Consider the following 15,263-nt stretch of genomic DNA (forward strand, 5'->3'; position numbering starts at 1 on the left):
CCGCCACACGCGGCGGGGCAGGTGGGCTCAGCGCTGGATTTCGCGATCGCGGTCCAGTTCGTAAGGCAGGCTCAGCAGTTCCAGGCGCGGGCCCTCGGGGCTGCCCAGGTGCAGGTTGTCGTCTGCTACCGCATCGGCAGTCAGCACCGCCAGCAGCTCGCTGCCCTGCGCGCTCGTGGCGGCCAGCACCACCTCACCCACCGATGAGGCATGGGTAGGGGAGAACACCTCGGTGCCAGGGGCCGGAGCAGTACCCTCGGCCAGGGCCAGGCGATACAGGCGACGCTTGAGCTTGCCCAGGTACTGCATGCGCGCGACGATTTCCTGCCCGGTATAGCAACCCTTCTTGAAGCTGACGCCACCCACGGCCTGCAGGTTGATCATCTGCGGGATGAACAGCTCGCGGGTCTGGGCCATCACCTGGCCGATACCGGCGCGGATCTGCCCCAGCAGCCAGGCATCCAGCGGGCCTTCGTCGAGGTGCTCGGCCAGTTGCTCGCGTACGGCTGCGGCCTGTTCGGCCGGTACCCACAGTTCGGTGCGGCCCGGCGATACGGCAATTGCGAACAGGGGGGCGTGCCGGCTGATGGCGCCATCTTGCGTCGGCGGCTCGATGCCCAGCGCCTGCAACGCCTTGTCGCCATGCTGCAGGCCGAAGCGCGCCCAGGCACTGCTCTCGTCGGTGAGCTTGGCCTTGGAGAACACGGCGTACTTCTTCAGGTCGGCCAGTTGCGGCTCGAGCAGTTCGTGGGTCATTGCCAGCACGAAGCCGTCGGCGTGGGGCACGATGCGAAAGCTCGACTGCATGCGCCCTTTGACCATGCAGCGCGCGCCGAGGCTGGAGGTGTGCTCGTCGAGGTAATTGATGTTGCAGGTCAGTTGACCTTGCAGAAACTTGCCGGCGTCAGAGCCGCGGACGGCGAGGACGCCCTCGTGGGACAGGGGGCAGAAAAAAGCGGAGTCGGCCATGGGTCTTCGCAGGTAATCAGGACTGGGGGTCATCATAGAGTGCTGTCGGCAAAATAGGTAGCCGACCTAGACCAACGCCTTGTGCCGTTCACAGGCTCGGCCTGTATACTGGCGGCCAATTTGAGGAGGGCTCCATGGTCGTCGAACAATCTGAACTCAACCGGCTCTTCTGGCATAGCCGCCGCGGCATGCTGGAGCTGGACGTGCTGCTGGTGCCGTTTACCCAGGAGGTCTACAGCACCTTGAACGACGTCGACCGCGCGCTCTATGTCCGGCTGCTGACCTGTGAAGACCAGGACATGTTCGGCTGGTTCATGGAACGCAGCGAGTCCGACGATCCTGAGCTGCAGCGCATGGTGCGCATGATCCTGGACCGTGTCCAGCCCAAGTGACCGCTTCGAGTGTCGCTGGCAGGGCTCGCGGGCCCTGCTGGCGGCCTACCTCGCATGCCAGTCGCTGGCGCTGATCGCGCTGTGCCTGCTGGCCATTTCGCTATACATGACCCTGCTTGGCCTGGCGCTTTGCCTGGCACACGCAGCCTGGGTCGTGCCCCGGCATATCCTGCTTACCCACCCGCGTGCCGTCACCGGCCTGCGCCGTGATCCTTCTGGCTGGCACTTGTTCAGCGCGGCCACGGGCTGGCAGCAGGTGCAACTGCGCCGCGACAGCCTCGCCTTGCCCGCCCTGGTAGTGCTGCGTTATCGCCGGCCGGGGCGGCTGTTCAGCCAGAGCCAGTGCATCGCCCCCGATGCCCTGGAACCGGTGCTGCACCGGCGCCTGCGCTTGCGGTTGAAGTTCAGTCGGCGTAGGTGGGCGGCCGTAGAATAGTGTCCAGAGCTTCGGGCAGCATGTCCGGGTAGTCCAGGGTGTAGTGCAGGCCCCGGCTTTCCTTGCGCTGCATGGCCGAGCGGATCATCAGCTCCGCTACCTGGGCAAGGTTCCTCAGCTCGATCAGGTCGCGGCTGACCTTGTAGTTGCTGTAGAACTCGTCGATTTCGTCCAGCAGCAGACGTACCCGGTGCTGGGCGCGCTGCAGGCGCTTGCTGGTGCGCACGATGCCGACGTAGTCCCACATGAACCGGCGCAGCTCGTCCCAGTTGTGCGCAATGATCACATCTTCGTCCGAATCGGTGACCTGGCTGGCATCCCAGCAGGGCAGGGCCTGGGGCATGGCCACGCTGTCGAGCCTGGCGAGGATGTCGGCTGCCGCCGAGCGGCCGTAGACGAAACATTCGAGCAGCGAGTTGCTGGCCATGCGGTTGGCACCGTGCAGGCCGGTGAAGCTGGTTTCGCCAATGGCATAGAGCCCCGGTACGTCGGTCTGGCCGTGGTCGTCGACCATCACGCCGCCACAGGTGTAGTGCGCCGCCGGTACCACCGGGATCGGCTGGGTGGTGATGTCGATACCGAAGGTGAGGCAGCGTTCGTACACGGTCGGGAAGTGGCTTTTGACGAACTCCGCAGGCTTGTGGCTGATGTCCAGGTACACGCAGTCGACGCCCAGGCGCTTCATCTCATGGTCGATGGCGCGGGCCACGATGTCGCGCGGGGCGAGTTCGGCGCGCGGGTCGAAGCGCGGCATGAAGCGCTCGCCGTTGGGCAGCTTGAGCAGGGCGCCTTCACCGCGCAGTGCTTCTGTGATCAGGAAGCTCTTGGCCTGCGGGTGGTACAGGCAGGTGGGGTGGAACTGGTTGAACTCCAGGTTCGCCACCCGGCAGCCGGCGCGCCAGGCCATGGCGATCCCGTCGCCGCAGGCGCCGTCCGGGTTGCTGGTATAGAGGTAGACCTTGGCCGCCCCGCCGGTGGCTAGCGCGGTGAAGCGGGCGCCAAAGGTGTCGACCTCGCCGCTGGCACGGTTGAGCACATAGGCTCCCAGGCAGCGCTCGCCGGCCTGGCCCAGGCGCCGTTCGGTGATCAGGTCGACCGCCACGCGCTGTTCCAGAAGCTCGATGTTCGGGCGCTGGCGGGCCTGCTCCAGCAACGTGGTGAAAATCGCCGCGCCAGTGGCGTCGGCCGCGTGGATGATGCGCCGGTGGCTGTGGCCGCCCTCGCGGGTCAGGTGGAACTCGAAGCCGCGTTCATCGACGCCGGCCTGTTCGTCACGGGTAAACGGCACGCCCTGGTCGATCAGCCACTGGATCGCCTCGCGACTGTGCTCGACCGTATAGCGCACCGCGTCTTCATGACACAGCCCGCCGCCGGCATTGAGCGTATCCTCCACGTGGGACTGTACCGTGTCGGTGTCGTCGAGCACGGCGGCAACACCGCCCTGTGCCCAGAAGGTCGAGCCGTTGGCCAGCTCGCCTTTGCTCAGTACGGCGATGCGCAGGTGCGCCGGCAGGTTCAGGGCCAGGCTCAGGCCGGCGGCACCGCTGCCGATCACCAGAACGTCATGTTGGAATTGTTGGCTCATGTCAGGGATATCCGAGCGAGGCGACCACTAGTATAAGGACGGGGGTATCGGCACAATAGTCAGGTGTTTATGGCATTGTGAAACTATCGTGAAACGGGCTGGGTTGCCTTTATAACAGCCTCGAGGGCCTGATTTCCATGACGTGCGGTGCGACCTGATGCTTGCATGTGGGAACTTTCCTGGAACCCTGCCTATCCATAGAAGGTTGCCTGCATGCCAGGACGCGGCGGCGACGGGAGGCCTGGGGCTGATATCGGCTCTGCCTGCGTACACGAGACCAGAATATTGACGCAGCCGGCCGTGACCGTGCTGCGTTTTTCGTGCGAGCCGTTCAAGGGCCGCAGGAAACTTGCTTGGAGGGGAGAACTTTTGCGAAAAGCCCGAGTCTATGGTTGCAAGCCTGAACGATGGCCGCTGCAGCACTCCTCCAGGTCCACCGAGGAGTGTTCATGCTAACCCAGGAAGAGGATCAGCAGCTTGTCGAGCGCGTGCAGCGTGGCGACAGGCGAGCGTTTGATCTGTTGGTGCTGAAGTATCAGCACAAGATTCTCGGGTTGATCGTGCGTTTTGTGCACGACACCCATGAAGCCCAGGATGTGGCACAGGAAGCGTTCATCAAGGCTTACCGTGCGCTTGGCAATTTCCGTGGCGACAGTGCGTTTTATACCTGGCTGTACCGCATTGCGATCAACACGGCGAAAAACTATCTGGTATCCCGCGGTCGACGGCCGCCAGACAGTGATGTCAGTTCCGAGGATGCGGAATTTTACGATGGCGATCATGGCCTCAAGGATCTCGAGTCACCAGAGCGCGCGCTGTTACGAGATGAAATCGAGGGCACCGTCCACCGAACCATCCAGCAGCTGCCAGAAGATTTGCGTACGGCGTTAACTTTACGTGAATTCGATGGTCTGAGTTACGAGGACATTGCGAGCGTCATGCAGTGTCCGGTGGGTACCGTGCGCTCTCGAATTTTCCGCGCTCGGGAGGCCATAGATAAAGCCCTGCAGCCGTTGTTGCAGGAAACCTGAGACAGCGGCGACAGCCAAGAGAGGAACCGCCATGAGTCGTGAAGCTTTGCAGGAATCGCTGTCCGCGGTGATGGATAACGAAGCGGACGAACTGGAGTTGCGTCGGGTATTGAATGCCGTCGACGACAATGAAACCCGTGCCACCTGGTCGCGTTACCAGGTTGCCCGAGCAGCGATGCACAAGGAACTGCTGCTGCCAAAACTGGATATCGCCGCCGCGGTCAGTGCCGCACTGGCTGACGAAGCCACGCCGGTCAAGGTTGCCCGTGGTCCATGGCGCAGCCTGGGTCGTCTGGCTGTTGCAGCTTCGGTGACCGTTGCAGTACTGGCAGGTGTGCGCCTGTACAACCAGGACGACATCAGCGGTGCCCAACTGGCTGCCCAGCAGCCTGTGCAGCAAGGCGTGACCGTACCTCAGGTGCAAGGCCCGGCAGTACTGGCAGGCTACACCGAGAGTGCCGAACAGCCGACCGGCCCAATGGCAAATGGCGTGCTGCAAGGTCAAAGCGGCTGGCAGGACGAACGTCTGCCGGGCTACCTGCGCCAGCATGCTCAGGAAGCCGCCGTGGAAGGGACTGAAAGTGCTCTGCCTTATGCCCGTGCGGCCAGCCTGGAAAATCGCTGAGTAAGGAGGATCATGCGCGCGCCAACTCTACTACCGCTCTTGCTCGGAGGATGTCTGTCGGTGCCGGCCCTGGCCGCCAACTCCTCCACTGATGCCGCAGACTGGCTCAACCGTCTGGCCAAGGCCGAGCAGCAGCAGAGTTATCAGGGTACTTTCGTCTACGAGCGTAACGGCAGCTTTTCCACCCATGACATCTGGCATCGGGTGCAGGAGGGCAAGGTTCGTGAACGCTTGTTGCAACTCGATGGCCCAGCCCTTGAGGTTGTGCGGGTAGATGGACGTACCCAGTGCGTGAGCGGCGCCCTGGCCCGCGGAGTGGGCAATGCGGCGCAGTCTTCGCCTCGTGTACTGGACCCCTTGAAGCTGATGAACTGGTACGACCTGAGTGTGGCAGGGCGCTCCCGGGTGGCCGGTCGCGAGGTCGAGATCATCACCCTCAGGCCGCGCGATCAGCATCGTTATGCCTTCGAGCTGCACCTGGATCGACAGTCGGGTTTGCCCCTCAAGTCGTTGCTGCTCAACGACAAGGAGCAACTGCTGGAGCGCTTCCAGTTCACCCGGTTGGAGACCGACAAGGCGCCGGACGATGCCCAACTGCAGCCAAGCAGCAACTGCAAGCCGGTGGCCCAGGCCACTCAGCAGGTTGCCGAGGCCGCATCGGGATGGCGTTCCGACTGGTTGCCACCCGGCTTCGAGTTGGTCAACAGCGCGGTACGCAAGGATCCGGAGCACAAGAGCATCGTCAGCAGCCTGATGTACGATGATGGCCTGGCACGCTTCTCGGTGTTTCTGGAGCCGGTTGCAGGCAATTCGGGCATCGACGCCCGTACCCAGCTTGGCCCGACGGTCGCGGTTTCGCGCCGGCTGACCACGCCCAAGGGGGATGTGGTGGTCACCGTGGTAGGGGAGATCCCCATCGGTACCGCCGAGCGGGTCGCCTTGTCGATGCGTGCCCAAGACGCCCACGCCAGCCAATGACGAGCCACAGGTAATGCGTTGATGATCGATGGGCCGCCAAGGCGTTGACATGATTCGTAAGCCTTCGAATTTGCAAAATTCTCCAGATTTATCTATAGGTCAGTTCTTTCGGGGGCTGGCCTTTACTGCTGTTGCAGCATCAACAATGCCGATCCACCGAGCCTGGTCGCAGCCTTTCGAGGATGTTGCCGGGCTTTGTGCGTTGGCTGGTCCCTACTGCTTAACCACGCTCGTTGTGACGGGAGCCGTATGTCAATACCTCGCTTGAAATCCTATCTGTCGCTGTTCGCCGCCGTGCTCATGCTCGGGCAGGTGCTCAACGCCCAGGCCGAAGCCCTGCCTGATTTCACCACCCTGGTCGAGCAGGCCTCGCCGGCGGTGGTCAACATCAGTACCAAGCAGAAGCTGCCTGATCGCAAGTATGCTGCGGGTCAGATGCCAGACCTCGAAGGCCTGCCGCCGATGTTCCGCGAGTTCTTCGAGCGCAACATGCCGCAAGCCCCGCGCTCACCCCGTGGCGATCGTCAGCGCGAGGCCCAGTCGCTGGGTTCGGGCTTCATCATTTCGGCCGACGGCTACATCCTCACCAACAACCACGTGGTGGCCGATGCCGATGAAATCATCGTGCGCCTGTCCGACCGCAGCGAACTGCAGGCCAAGCTGGTCGGCACCGACCCGCGTACCGACGTGGCATTGCTGAAGGTCGATGGCAAGAACCTGCCCACGGTCAAGCTGGGCGACTCCGAGAAACTCAAGGTGGGCGAGTGGGTACTGGCCATCGGTTCGCCGTTCGGCTTCGATCACTCGGTGACCAAGGGTATCGTCAGCGCCAAGGGCCGCACCCTGCCCAACGACACCTACGTGCCGTTCATCCAGACCGACGTTGCGATCAACCCGGGTAACTCCGGTGGCCCGCTGTTCAACATGAATGGCGAAGTGGTCGGCATCAACTCGCAGATCTTCACCCGCTCGGGTGGCTTCATGGGCCTGTCGTTCGCTATCCCGATCGATGTTGCACTGGATGTTTCCAACCAGCTGAAAAAGGACGGCAAGGTCAGCCGTGGCTGGCTGGGCGTGGTGATCCAGGAGGTCAACAAGGACCTGGCCGAATCCTTCGGCCTGGACAAACCGGCCGGCGCGCTGGTGGCCCAGGTGCTGGAAGATGGTCCGGCAGCCAAGGGCGGCCTGCAGGTGGGCGACGTGATCCTGAGCATGAACGGTCAGCCGATCGTCATGTCGGCTGACCTGCCGCACCTGGTCGGTGGCCTGAAAGATGGCGCCAAGGCCAAGCTGGAGATCATCCGCAACGGCAAGCGCCAGAACCTGGACGTGACCATCGGTGCACTGCCCGATGAAGATCAGGACGTGACCACCGGTGCCAATGGCGGCGTCGAGCGCAGCAGCAACCGCCTGGGCGTATCGGTAGCCGACCTGACTGCAGAGCAGAAAAAGACTCTGGAGCTCAAGGGCGGCGTGGTCATCAAGGAAGTGCAGGATGGTCCGGCCGCGATGATCGGCCTGCGTCCCGGTGACGTCATCAGCCACCTGAACAACCAGGCCATCCTTTCGGCGAAGAACTTCACCGAAATCGCCAAGGAACTGCCGAAGAACCGTTCGGTGTCGATGCGCGTGCTGCGTCAGGGCCGTGCCAGTTTCATCACCTTCAAGCTGGCCGAGTAAGGCCTGACCGAGAAGGTCGCGGTAAGAAAAAGCCCGACGCCGATGCGTCGGGCTTTTTCATGGGCGCGCAGTCAATTGCGAAAGCGTGCCAGAAGACCGGAGAAACCCCATGCGTGCTGGCTGTTCAAGCCAAGCAGTGTGGCGGCGGGCGTCATTGCGACGGCGATCATCTTTCTGTCCTTGGGGTAGTCCTGGAAGGCGATACCTTGGTTGCCAAAGGCAGTATCCAGTCGGCCATGGACTGTATAGCGGGCACGGTAGATGCGCTGACCGCCCAGGCCAAACACCACCAGCTTGCCGTCCTGGTGCAGCGCTGCGGCTTCCCATTCGTCTTCGGTGTGCGTGTTGAAGGTCAGCACCGTCGGGTTGCCGTGGTTATAGGTCGCGTCCCTCACACCTTCGGCATCGAATTGCCAAGTCATGGCGTTGGTGTCTTCGGGGCGCTCGCCGGGCAGGTTCCCCGCGACGATCAGGTGGCCATCGGGGCGTTGAATCAGTGTGTTGAAGCGGATGTTGGCGTTTCGACGCGGAGCAAGCCAGCGGAGCCAGCGCGGCAACCAGCGCAGCCAGCGCGACAGCGGGGATTCATACAGCTTGAAACCGTATCGGTCGCCAAAGGACGGGTCGGGTGTGCCGTCGTTTCTGAAGCGTGCGATGAAGCCTCGGGTCTCAGGCCCGTTGCGCAAGGTTCCGGCAACGAGAAATGTACTTTCCTGCGCAATGACATTGGCGATCTGCACCGTCCCGGAAGGGTGTGTGATCTCGATGAACTGACCGCTCGGGAAACCGGCATTGCCGGCAAGATCCAGTCGATAGACGCAAGCATGGGTAGCCAGCCAATCCGACTCCAGCGTAGCACTGGCGAGCAGGTGTCCGGCCCGCAGCTGGAGTGACGTGGAGTGCAGCTTCAGATGAAGGCTGTTGTCCTGATCCAGGGCAAGGTAACCGTGGGGGGAGGCATAGCTGGTGTCCAGCGCGCCCTGCGCGTCGAAACGTGCCATCACCAGTCTGTGGGGCTTGCCGGCGCTGTTCACCCATCCCAGCATCCATATCTTCGCGTTGGCATCGACGACGATGGCTTCCGCGCCCGATTCGGCCACCGGGTCGAATGTTCCGAACACTATCCCTTTGTTGCCGAACGTCGGGTCCAGATCACCTTTATCATCGAAGCGAAGCAAGGTATAGCGGGACTGCTCGTGGTCCCCGGTCAGGCCACACACGGTGATTGTGTCATCGTGTATTGCCACATCAGTGATGAAACGATCGGTGTCCGCAATTTGCGGTAGGGAGCGCTCGCCGTTGTCACCAAAGCTCGTATCGGGGCTTCCGGGGACTGCTGGTTGAACATGTGCCATGGCCATTTCTCCGTCTGGTGCCCTATATTCGGGTCTGCGCGAGCGGCCATCTACTGACAGAAATATCAGGCACCATGAAACTGGAGGGGCGGGCGTGGCGGCTGGCCCCTTCATAAGGTACAATTCCCGGCTATTTTTCGGCGGGCGTTCGCCCCGCAGCCTTTTTGAGTGTTGACCCGTGAGTGATTTGAGTCATATCCGCAATTTCTCCATCATCGCCCACATTGACCATGGCAAGTCGACCCTGGCCGACCGTTTCATCCAGATGTGCGGTGGCCTCACCGCGCGCGAGATGGAAGCGCAGGTACTTGACTCCATGGACCTCGAGCGCGAGCGCGGGATCACCATCAAAGCCCATAGCGTTACCCTGTATTACAAGGCGAACGACGGCATCACCTACCAGCTGAACTTCATCGACACCCCCGGCCACGTCGACTTCACCTATGAAGTCAGCCGTTCGCTGGCCGCCTGCGAAGGCGCGCTGCTGGTGGTCGATGCCGGCCAGGGCGTGGAGGCCCAGTCGGTCGCCAACTGCTACACCGCCATCGAGCAGGGCCTGGAGGTCATGCCGGTACTGAACAAGATGGACCTGCCCCAGGCCGATCCGGACCGCGTCAAGGACGAGATCGAGAAGATCATCGGCATCGACGCCACCGACGCCGTGGCCTGCAGTGCCAAGAGCGGCATGGGCGTGGACGAGGTGCTCGAGCGCCTGGTGCAGACCATTCCGGCCCCTACCGGCGACATCGATGCACCGCTGCAGGCGCTGATCATCGACTCCTGGTTCGACAACTACCTGGGCGTCGTGTCCCTGGTGCGCGTGCGCCATGGCCGGGTCAAGAAGGGCGACAAGATTCTGGTCAAGTCCACCGGCAAGGTGCACCTGGTCGACAGCGTGGGCGTGTTCAACCCCAAGCACACCGCCACCGCCGACCTCAAGGCCGGCGAAGTGGGCTTCATCATCGCCAGCATCAAGGACATTCACGGTGCACCGGTCGGTGACACCCTGACCCTCAGCTCCACGCCCGACGTGGAAGTGCTGCCAGGCTTCAAACGTATCCAGCCCCAGGTATATGCCGGCCTGTTCCCGGTCAGTTCCGAAGATTTCGAAGATTTTCGTGACGCGCTGCAGAAGCTGACCCTGAACGACTCGTCGCTGCAGTACCTGCCTGAGAGCTCCGACGCACTGGGCTTCGGCTTCCGTTGCGGCTTCCTCGGCATGCTGCACATGGAGATCATCCAGGAGCGCCTGGAGCGCGAGTACGACCTGGACCTGATCACCACTGCGCCGAGCGTGATCTTCGAGGTCAAGCTCAAGACCGGTGAAACCATCTACGTCGACAACCCGTCCAAGCTGCCGGACGTGTCGTCGGTGGAAGACTTCCGCGAGCCGATCGTGGCCGCCACCATCCTCGTGCCGCAGGAGCACCTGGGCAACGTCATCACCCTGTGCATCGAGAAGCGTGGCGTACAGCGCGACATGCAGTTCCTCGGTTCCCAGGTGCAGGTGCGCTACGACCTGCCGATGAACGAAGTGGTACTGGACTTCTTCGACCGCCTCAAATCCACCAGCCGCGGCTATGCTTCGCTGGACTACCATTTCGACCGGTATCAGTCGGCCAACCTGGTCAAGCTCGATGTACTGATCAACGGCGACAAGGTCGATGCCCTGGCATTGATCGTGCACCGTGACAATGCGCACTACAAAGGCCGCGCGTTGACCGAGAAGATGAAGGAACTGATCCCGCGGCAGATGTTCGATGTGGCAATCCAGGCCGCCATTGGCGGGCAGATTGTGGCGCGTACCACTGTCAAGGCGCTCAGAAAGAACGTACTGGCCAAATGCTACGGTGGCGACGTTAGCCGTAAGCGCAAGCTGTTGGAAAAGCAGAAAGCCGGTAAGAAACGCATGAAACAGGTGGGCAACGTGGAAATTCCACAGGAAGCCTTCCTCGCCGTGCTCAGGTTGGATAGCTAGGTCCTATGTCACTAAATTTCCCGCTGTTGCTAGTCATCGCCGTTGCCGTGTGTGGACTGCTGGCCCTGATCGATCTGCTGTTCCTGGCCCCGCGCCGGCGCACGGCGATCAACACCTATCAGGGCAGCGTCAGCCAGCCCGAGATGGCGGTGGTCGAGCAGTTGAACAAGGAGCCGTTGCTGGTCGAGTACGGCAAATCGTTCTTCCCGGTGCTGTTCATCGTGCTGGTGCTGCGTTCGTTCCTGGTCGAGCCGTTCCAGATCCCTTCGGGGTCGATGAAGCCGACCCTGGAAGTGGGCGACTTCATCCTGGTGAACAAGTTCTCCTACGGCATCCGCCTGCCGGTGATCGACAAGAAGGTCATCGAGGTCGGTGACCCGCAGCGCGGCGATGTGATGGTGTTCCGCTACCCGAGCGACCCGAACGTCAACTACATCAAGCGTGTGGTCGGCCTGCCGGGCGACCAGGTTCGCTACACCAGCGACAAGCGTCTGTTCGTCAACGGCCAGCCGATTGCCGAGCAACTGGTCGGCAGCGAGCCGGGCACCCTGGGCAGCGCCGAGTTGTACAAGGAGAAGCTGGGCGAGGCCGAGCACCTGATCCGCAAGGAGATGAGCCGCTATCGCATGCCGCCGGACCAGCAGTGGGTGGTGCCTGCCGGGCACTACTTCATGATGGGCGACAACCGCGACAACTCCAACGACAGTCGCTACTGGGATGACCCCAACATTCCCAAGGAGCTGCTGGGCATGGTTCCCGACAAGAACATCGTCGGCAAGGCCTTCGCCATCTGGATGAGCTGGCCAGAGCCCAAGCTCAGCCACTTCCCGAGCCTTTCGCGGGTTGGCCTGATCAAGTAACACCCTAACGGCGCTGTCCTTCGACAGCGCCGAATGCTTTTCTGGCATAGGCTGTACAAGGGCGTCCACAAGACGCGCCCCGGCCGGACGTCAGGCATGAACAAAACCGTCTTTCAGGATTTGCATTTGAACAACGCGTTAACCCCGTCGGCTTCGAGCCGGACAGAACTGTGTGAGCCCGGCGCCCTGGCGCCGCTGCTGAAAATCGACCACGAACAGCGCGTGGGTACACTGTGAGCGTTTCCTTGAGCCGCCTCGAGCGCCAGCTCGGCTACACCTTCAAGAACCAGGAGCTGATGCTGCTGGCCCTCACGCATCGCAGCTTTGCCGGCCGCAACAACGAACGGCTGGAGTTCCTCGGTGATGCGATCCTCAACTTCGTCGCCGGCGAGGCCCTGTTCGAGCGCTTCCCCCAGGCACGCGAAGGCCAGCTGTCGCGCCTGCGCGCCCGCCTGGTCAAGGGTGAAACCCTGGCCGTGCTGGCCCGCGGTTTCGATCTGGGCGAGTACCTGCGCCTGGGCTCGGGCGAGCTGAAAAGCGGCGGGTTCCGGCGCGAGTCGATCCTGGCCGATGCCCTCGAGGCGCTGATCGGTGCGATCTACCTGGACTCGGACATGCACACCGCTCGCGATCGCGTGCTGGCATGGCTGGCCGGTGAGTTCGAGAGCCTGACCCTGGTCGACACCAACAAGGACCCGAAAACCCGCCTGCAGGAGTTTCTGCAGTCGCGGGCCTGCGAACTGCCCCGCTACGAAGTGGTGGATATCCAGGGTGAACCCCATTGCCGGACGTTTTTCGTCGAATGCGAAGTGACCCTGTTGACTGAAAAAAGCCGAGGGCAGGGCGTGAGCCGGCGTATCGCCGAGCAGGTCGCGGCCGCCGCAGCACTGATCGCCCTGGGCGTGGAGAATGGCAATGACTGAACAGAACACTACCCGTTGCGGCTACGTCGCCATCGTCGGCCGCCCCAACGTGGGCAAGTCGACGCTGCTCAACCACATCCTCGGGCAGAAGCTCGCGATCACCTCGCGCAAGCCGCAGACCACCCGCCACAACATGCTCGGTATCAAGACCGAAGGTGATGTGCAGGCGGTGTACGTCGATACCCCCGGCATGCACAAGGGCAACGAGAAGGCGCTCAACCGCTACATGAACCGTACCGCCTCGGCGGCGTTGAAAGACGTCGACGTGGTGATCTTCGTGGTCGATCGCACCAAGTGGACCGACGAGGACCAACTGGTGCTCGAGCGCGTGCAGTACGTGCAGGGCCCGGTGATCCTGGCCATCAACAAGACCGACCGCATCGAGGACAAGGCCGAGCTGATGCCGCACCTGCAATGGCTGCAGGAGCAACTGCCCAACGCCGAGATCGTGCCGGTCTCGGCGCAGCACGGGCACAACCTCGATGCCCTCGAAGCACTGATTGCCAAGCACCTGCCGGAAAACGAGCACTTCTTCCCCGAAGACCAGATCACCGACCGCAGCAGCCGCTTCCTGGCTGCCGAACTGGTACGCGAGAAGATCATGCGCCAGCTCGGCGCCGAGCTGCCGTACCAGATCACCGTCGAGATCGAGGAATTCAAGCAGCAGGGCAACGTGCTGCATATCCATGCACTGATCCTGGTCGAGCGTGACGGCCAGAAGAAGATCATCATTGGCGACAAGGGCGAGCGCATCAAGCGCATCGGCACCGAGGCGCGCAAGGACATGGAGCTGCTGTTCGACGCCAAGGTCATGCTGAACCTGTGGGTCAAGGTCAAGGGTGGCTGGTCCGACGACGAGCGCGCCCTGCGTTCGCTGGGCTACGGCGACCTCTGAATGCCCTGGCCCGACACCGGCCGGTGTCGGGCCCACCTCTTCGTGAAGCGCTGAATCATGGACATGCCAGACGGCCAACCGGCCTTCGTGCTGCACAGCCGGGCGTACCGTGAAACCAGTGCGCTGGTCGACTTCCTTACCCCCCAGGGGCGCCTGCGCGCCGTGCTGCGTCGTGCGCGCGGCAAGGCCGGCAGCCTTGCGCGTCCGTTCGTGCCGCTGGAGGTGCAGTTCCATGGGCGCGGCGAGCTCAAGAATGTCGGTCGCATGGACAGCGCAGGCGTGGCGGTCTGGCTCAACGGCGACGCGCTGTTCAGCGGGCTGTACCTCAATGAGCTGCTGATTCGCCTGCTTCAGGCCGAAGACCCGCACCCGGTGATGTTCGAGCAGTACGCTGCCACCTTGCAGGCACTGGGCGCGGGGCGCCCGCTGGAGCCGTTGCTGCGTGCCTTCGAATGGCGCCTGCTGGACGAGCTGGGGTATGGCTTTGCGCTTGAGCACGACATCAATGGCGATCCTCTGGTGGCCGATGGCCTGTACCGCCTGCAGGTGGACGCGGGCCTGGAGCGGGTGTACCTGGTGCAGCCAGGCTTGTTCAGTGGCGCGCACCTGCTGGCCATGGCCGAGGCCGAGTGGTCGATGCCGGGCGCGCTGGGCGCGGCCAAGCGCCTGATGCGCCAGGCGCTGGCGGTGCACCTGGGCGGGCGCCCGCTGGTCAGCCGGGAACTGTTTCGCAAGCCTTGATCACGACGTATGCTGTGAGGCTCAATTTTCAGGAGAGTCTCTTCGTGACCACCAGCAACCGCATCCTCCTTGGCGTGAACATCGACCACGTGGCGACCCTGCGCCAGGCCCGTGGCACGCGATATCCGGACCCGGTCAAGGCCGCGCTGGACGCCGAAGAGGCGGGTGCCGACGGCATCACCGTGCACTTGCGCGAAGACCGTCGGCATATCCAGGACCGTGACGTGCTGGTACTGAGCGAGGTGCTGCAGACGCGCATGAACTTCGAGATGGGCGTCACCGAAGAGATGATGCAGTTTGCCGAGCGCATTCGCCCGGCGCACATCTGCCTGGTGCCCGAGACACGCCAGGAACTGACCACCGAAGGTGGCCTGGACGTGGCGGGACAGGAGGCGCGGATCAAGGCGGCGGTGGAGCGCCTGTCGCGCCTGGGGTCGGAGGTGTCGTTGTTCATCGATGCCGACGAGCGCCAGATCGAGGCCTCGCGCCGCGTCGGCGCGCCGGCGATCGAACTGCACACCGGGCGTTACGCCGATGCGCAGACCCCGGCCGAGGTGGCCGAAGAGCTCCAGCGCGTGGCCGATGGCGTGGCCTTCGGCCTGGCCCAGGGGCTGATCGTGAATGCCGGGCATGGCCTGCACTACCACAACGTCGAGCCGGTGGCGGCGATCAAGGGCATCAACGAACTGAACATCGGCCATGCACTGGTGGCCCATGCGTTGTTCGTGGGCTTCAAGGGTGCGGTCAGCGAGATGAAACAGCTGATTCTGGCAGCCAGCAACCGCTGAATGCGTCGTGACCTTCGCCGGCAAGGC

General features: G+C 62.9%; 16 protein-coding genes. 13 read left to right on the forward strand and 3 right to left on the reverse strand.

Features of this window, described 5'->3' with window-relative positions; all coding sequences use genetic code 11:
* Positions 1-27: 27 nt before the first annotated feature.
* Positions 28-969, reverse strand: a complete 942-nt coding sequence (locus tag CR917_RS05865) for a folate-binding protein YgfZ (protein ID WP_058540940.1) — start codon at positions 967-969, stop codon at positions 28-30.
* A gap of 134 nt (positions 970-1,103) precedes the next feature.
* On the opposite strand from CR917_RS05865, the gene CR917_RS05870 reads away from it, so the two are divergent.
* Positions 1,104-1,361, forward strand: a complete 258-nt coding sequence (locus CR917_RS05870) for a succinate dehydrogenase assembly factor 2 (RefSeq protein WP_043862035.1) — start codon at positions 1,104-1,106, stop codon at positions 1,359-1,361.
* Positions 1,345-1,797 carry a protein YgfX gene (locus tag CR917_RS05875; protein WP_104572011.1) on the forward strand — a complete coding sequence of 151 codons (453 nt, stop codon included), beginning with the start codon at positions 1,345-1,347 and terminating at the stop codon, positions 1,795-1,797. Before CR917_RS05870 ends, CR917_RS05875 begins: the two co-directional genes overlap by 17 nt.
* Here the strand turns inward: CR917_RS05875 and nadB are convergent.
* Entirely contained in the window at positions 1,766-3,382 is a 1,617-nt protein-coding gene (gene nadB / locus CR917_RS05880) for an L-aspartate oxidase (protein ID WP_054914774.1), read from the reverse strand. The two genes, CR917_RS05875 and nadB, sit on opposite strands and share 32 nt — an antisense overlap.
* Positions 3,383-3,831: 449 nt before the next feature.
* On the opposite strand from nadB, the gene rpoE reads away from it, so the two are divergent.
* The 4 genes from rpoE (at position 3,832) to CR917_RS05900 (ending at position 7,696) form a co-directional block, all read left to right on the forward strand.
* Positions 3,832-4,413 (forward strand): RNA polymerase sigma factor RpoE, encoded by a 582-nt coding sequence (rpoE, locus tag CR917_RS05885; RefSeq protein ID WP_010220971.1) that lies wholly within the window; start codon positions 3,832-3,834, stop codon positions 4,411-4,413.
* A gap of 31 nt (positions 4,414-4,444) precedes the next feature.
* Entirely contained in the window at positions 4,445-5,038 is a 594-nt protein-coding gene (locus CR917_RS05890; protein ID WP_043862032.1) for a sigma-E factor negative regulatory protein, read from the forward strand.
* Between the two features lie 12 nt (positions 5,039-5,050).
* Entirely contained in the window at positions 5,051-6,016 is a 966-nt protein-coding gene (locus CR917_RS05895) for a MucB/RseB C-terminal domain-containing protein (RefSeq protein ID WP_043862031.1), read from the forward strand.
* A 300-nt stretch (positions 6,017-6,316) separates the two neighbouring features.
* Positions 6,317-7,696, forward strand: coding sequence for a DegQ family serine endoprotease (locus tag CR917_RS05900; protein ID WP_370409179.1), 1,380 nt, complete (start codon positions 6,317-6,319; stop codon positions 7,694-7,696).
* Positions 7,697-7,767: 71 nt separating this feature from the next.
* On the opposite strand, the gene CR917_RS05905 is transcribed toward CR917_RS05900, so the two are convergent.
* On the reverse strand, positions 7,768-9,051 hold the full coding sequence (locus CR917_RS05905; protein ID WP_158255579.1) for a hypothetical protein: 1,284 nt from the start codon (positions 9,049-9,051) through the stop codon (positions 7,768-7,770).
* 178 nt (positions 9,052-9,229) lie between these two features.
* Here CR917_RS05905 and lepA point away from each other — a divergent pair, with 178 nt between their 5' ends.
* From lepA to pdxJ, 7 genes are all read left to right on the forward strand, one after another.
* Positions 9,230-11,029, forward strand: a complete 1,800-nt coding sequence (lepA, locus tag CR917_RS05910) for a translation elongation factor 4 (RefSeq protein WP_043862028.1) — start codon at positions 9,230-9,232, stop codon at positions 11,027-11,029.
* Between the two features lie 5 nt (positions 11,030-11,034).
* Positions 11,035-11,889 (forward strand): signal peptidase I, encoded by an 855-nt coding sequence (gene lepB / locus CR917_RS05915; protein ID WP_043862027.1) that lies wholly within the window; start codon positions 11,035-11,037, stop codon positions 11,887-11,889.
* A 96-nt stretch (positions 11,890-11,985) separates the two neighbouring features.
* A complete protein-coding gene (locus tag CR917_RS27260; protein WP_156326207.1) occupies positions 11,986-12,126 on the forward strand; it encodes a hypothetical protein in 141 nt (46 codons plus the stop codon).
* Entirely contained in the window at positions 12,123-12,812 is a 690-nt protein-coding gene (gene rnc / locus CR917_RS05925; protein WP_043862025.1) for a ribonuclease III, read from the forward strand. Before CR917_RS27260 ends, rnc begins: the two co-directional genes overlap by 4 nt.
* The gene (gene era, locus CR917_RS05930; RefSeq protein ID WP_043862024.1) at positions 12,805-13,707 is read left to right on the forward strand and encodes a GTPase Era; all 903 of its coding nucleotides are present in this window, start codon (positions 12,805-12,807) and stop codon (positions 13,705-13,707) included. Before rnc ends, era begins: the two co-directional genes overlap by 8 nt.
* Before the next feature lie 57 nt (positions 13,708-13,764).
* Positions 13,765-14,448 carry a DNA repair protein RecO gene (gene recO / locus CR917_RS05935; protein ID WP_043862023.1) on the forward strand — a complete coding sequence of 228 codons (684 nt, stop codon included), beginning with the start codon at positions 13,765-13,767 and terminating at the stop codon, positions 14,446-14,448.
* 44 nt (positions 14,449-14,492) lie between these two features.
* The gene (pdxJ, locus tag CR917_RS05940; protein WP_054914771.1) at positions 14,493-15,236 is read left to right on the forward strand and encodes a pyridoxine 5'-phosphate synthase; all 744 of its coding nucleotides are present in this window, start codon (positions 14,493-14,495) and stop codon (positions 15,234-15,236) included.
* The last annotated feature ends 27 nt before the right edge of the window (positions 15,237-15,263 follow it).

This window comes from Pseudomonas sp. BRM28, from assembly GCF_002939405.1.
Classification (GTDB): Bacteria; Pseudomonadota; Gammaproteobacteria; order Pseudomonadales; family Pseudomonadaceae; genus Aquipseudomonas; species Aquipseudomonas palmensis.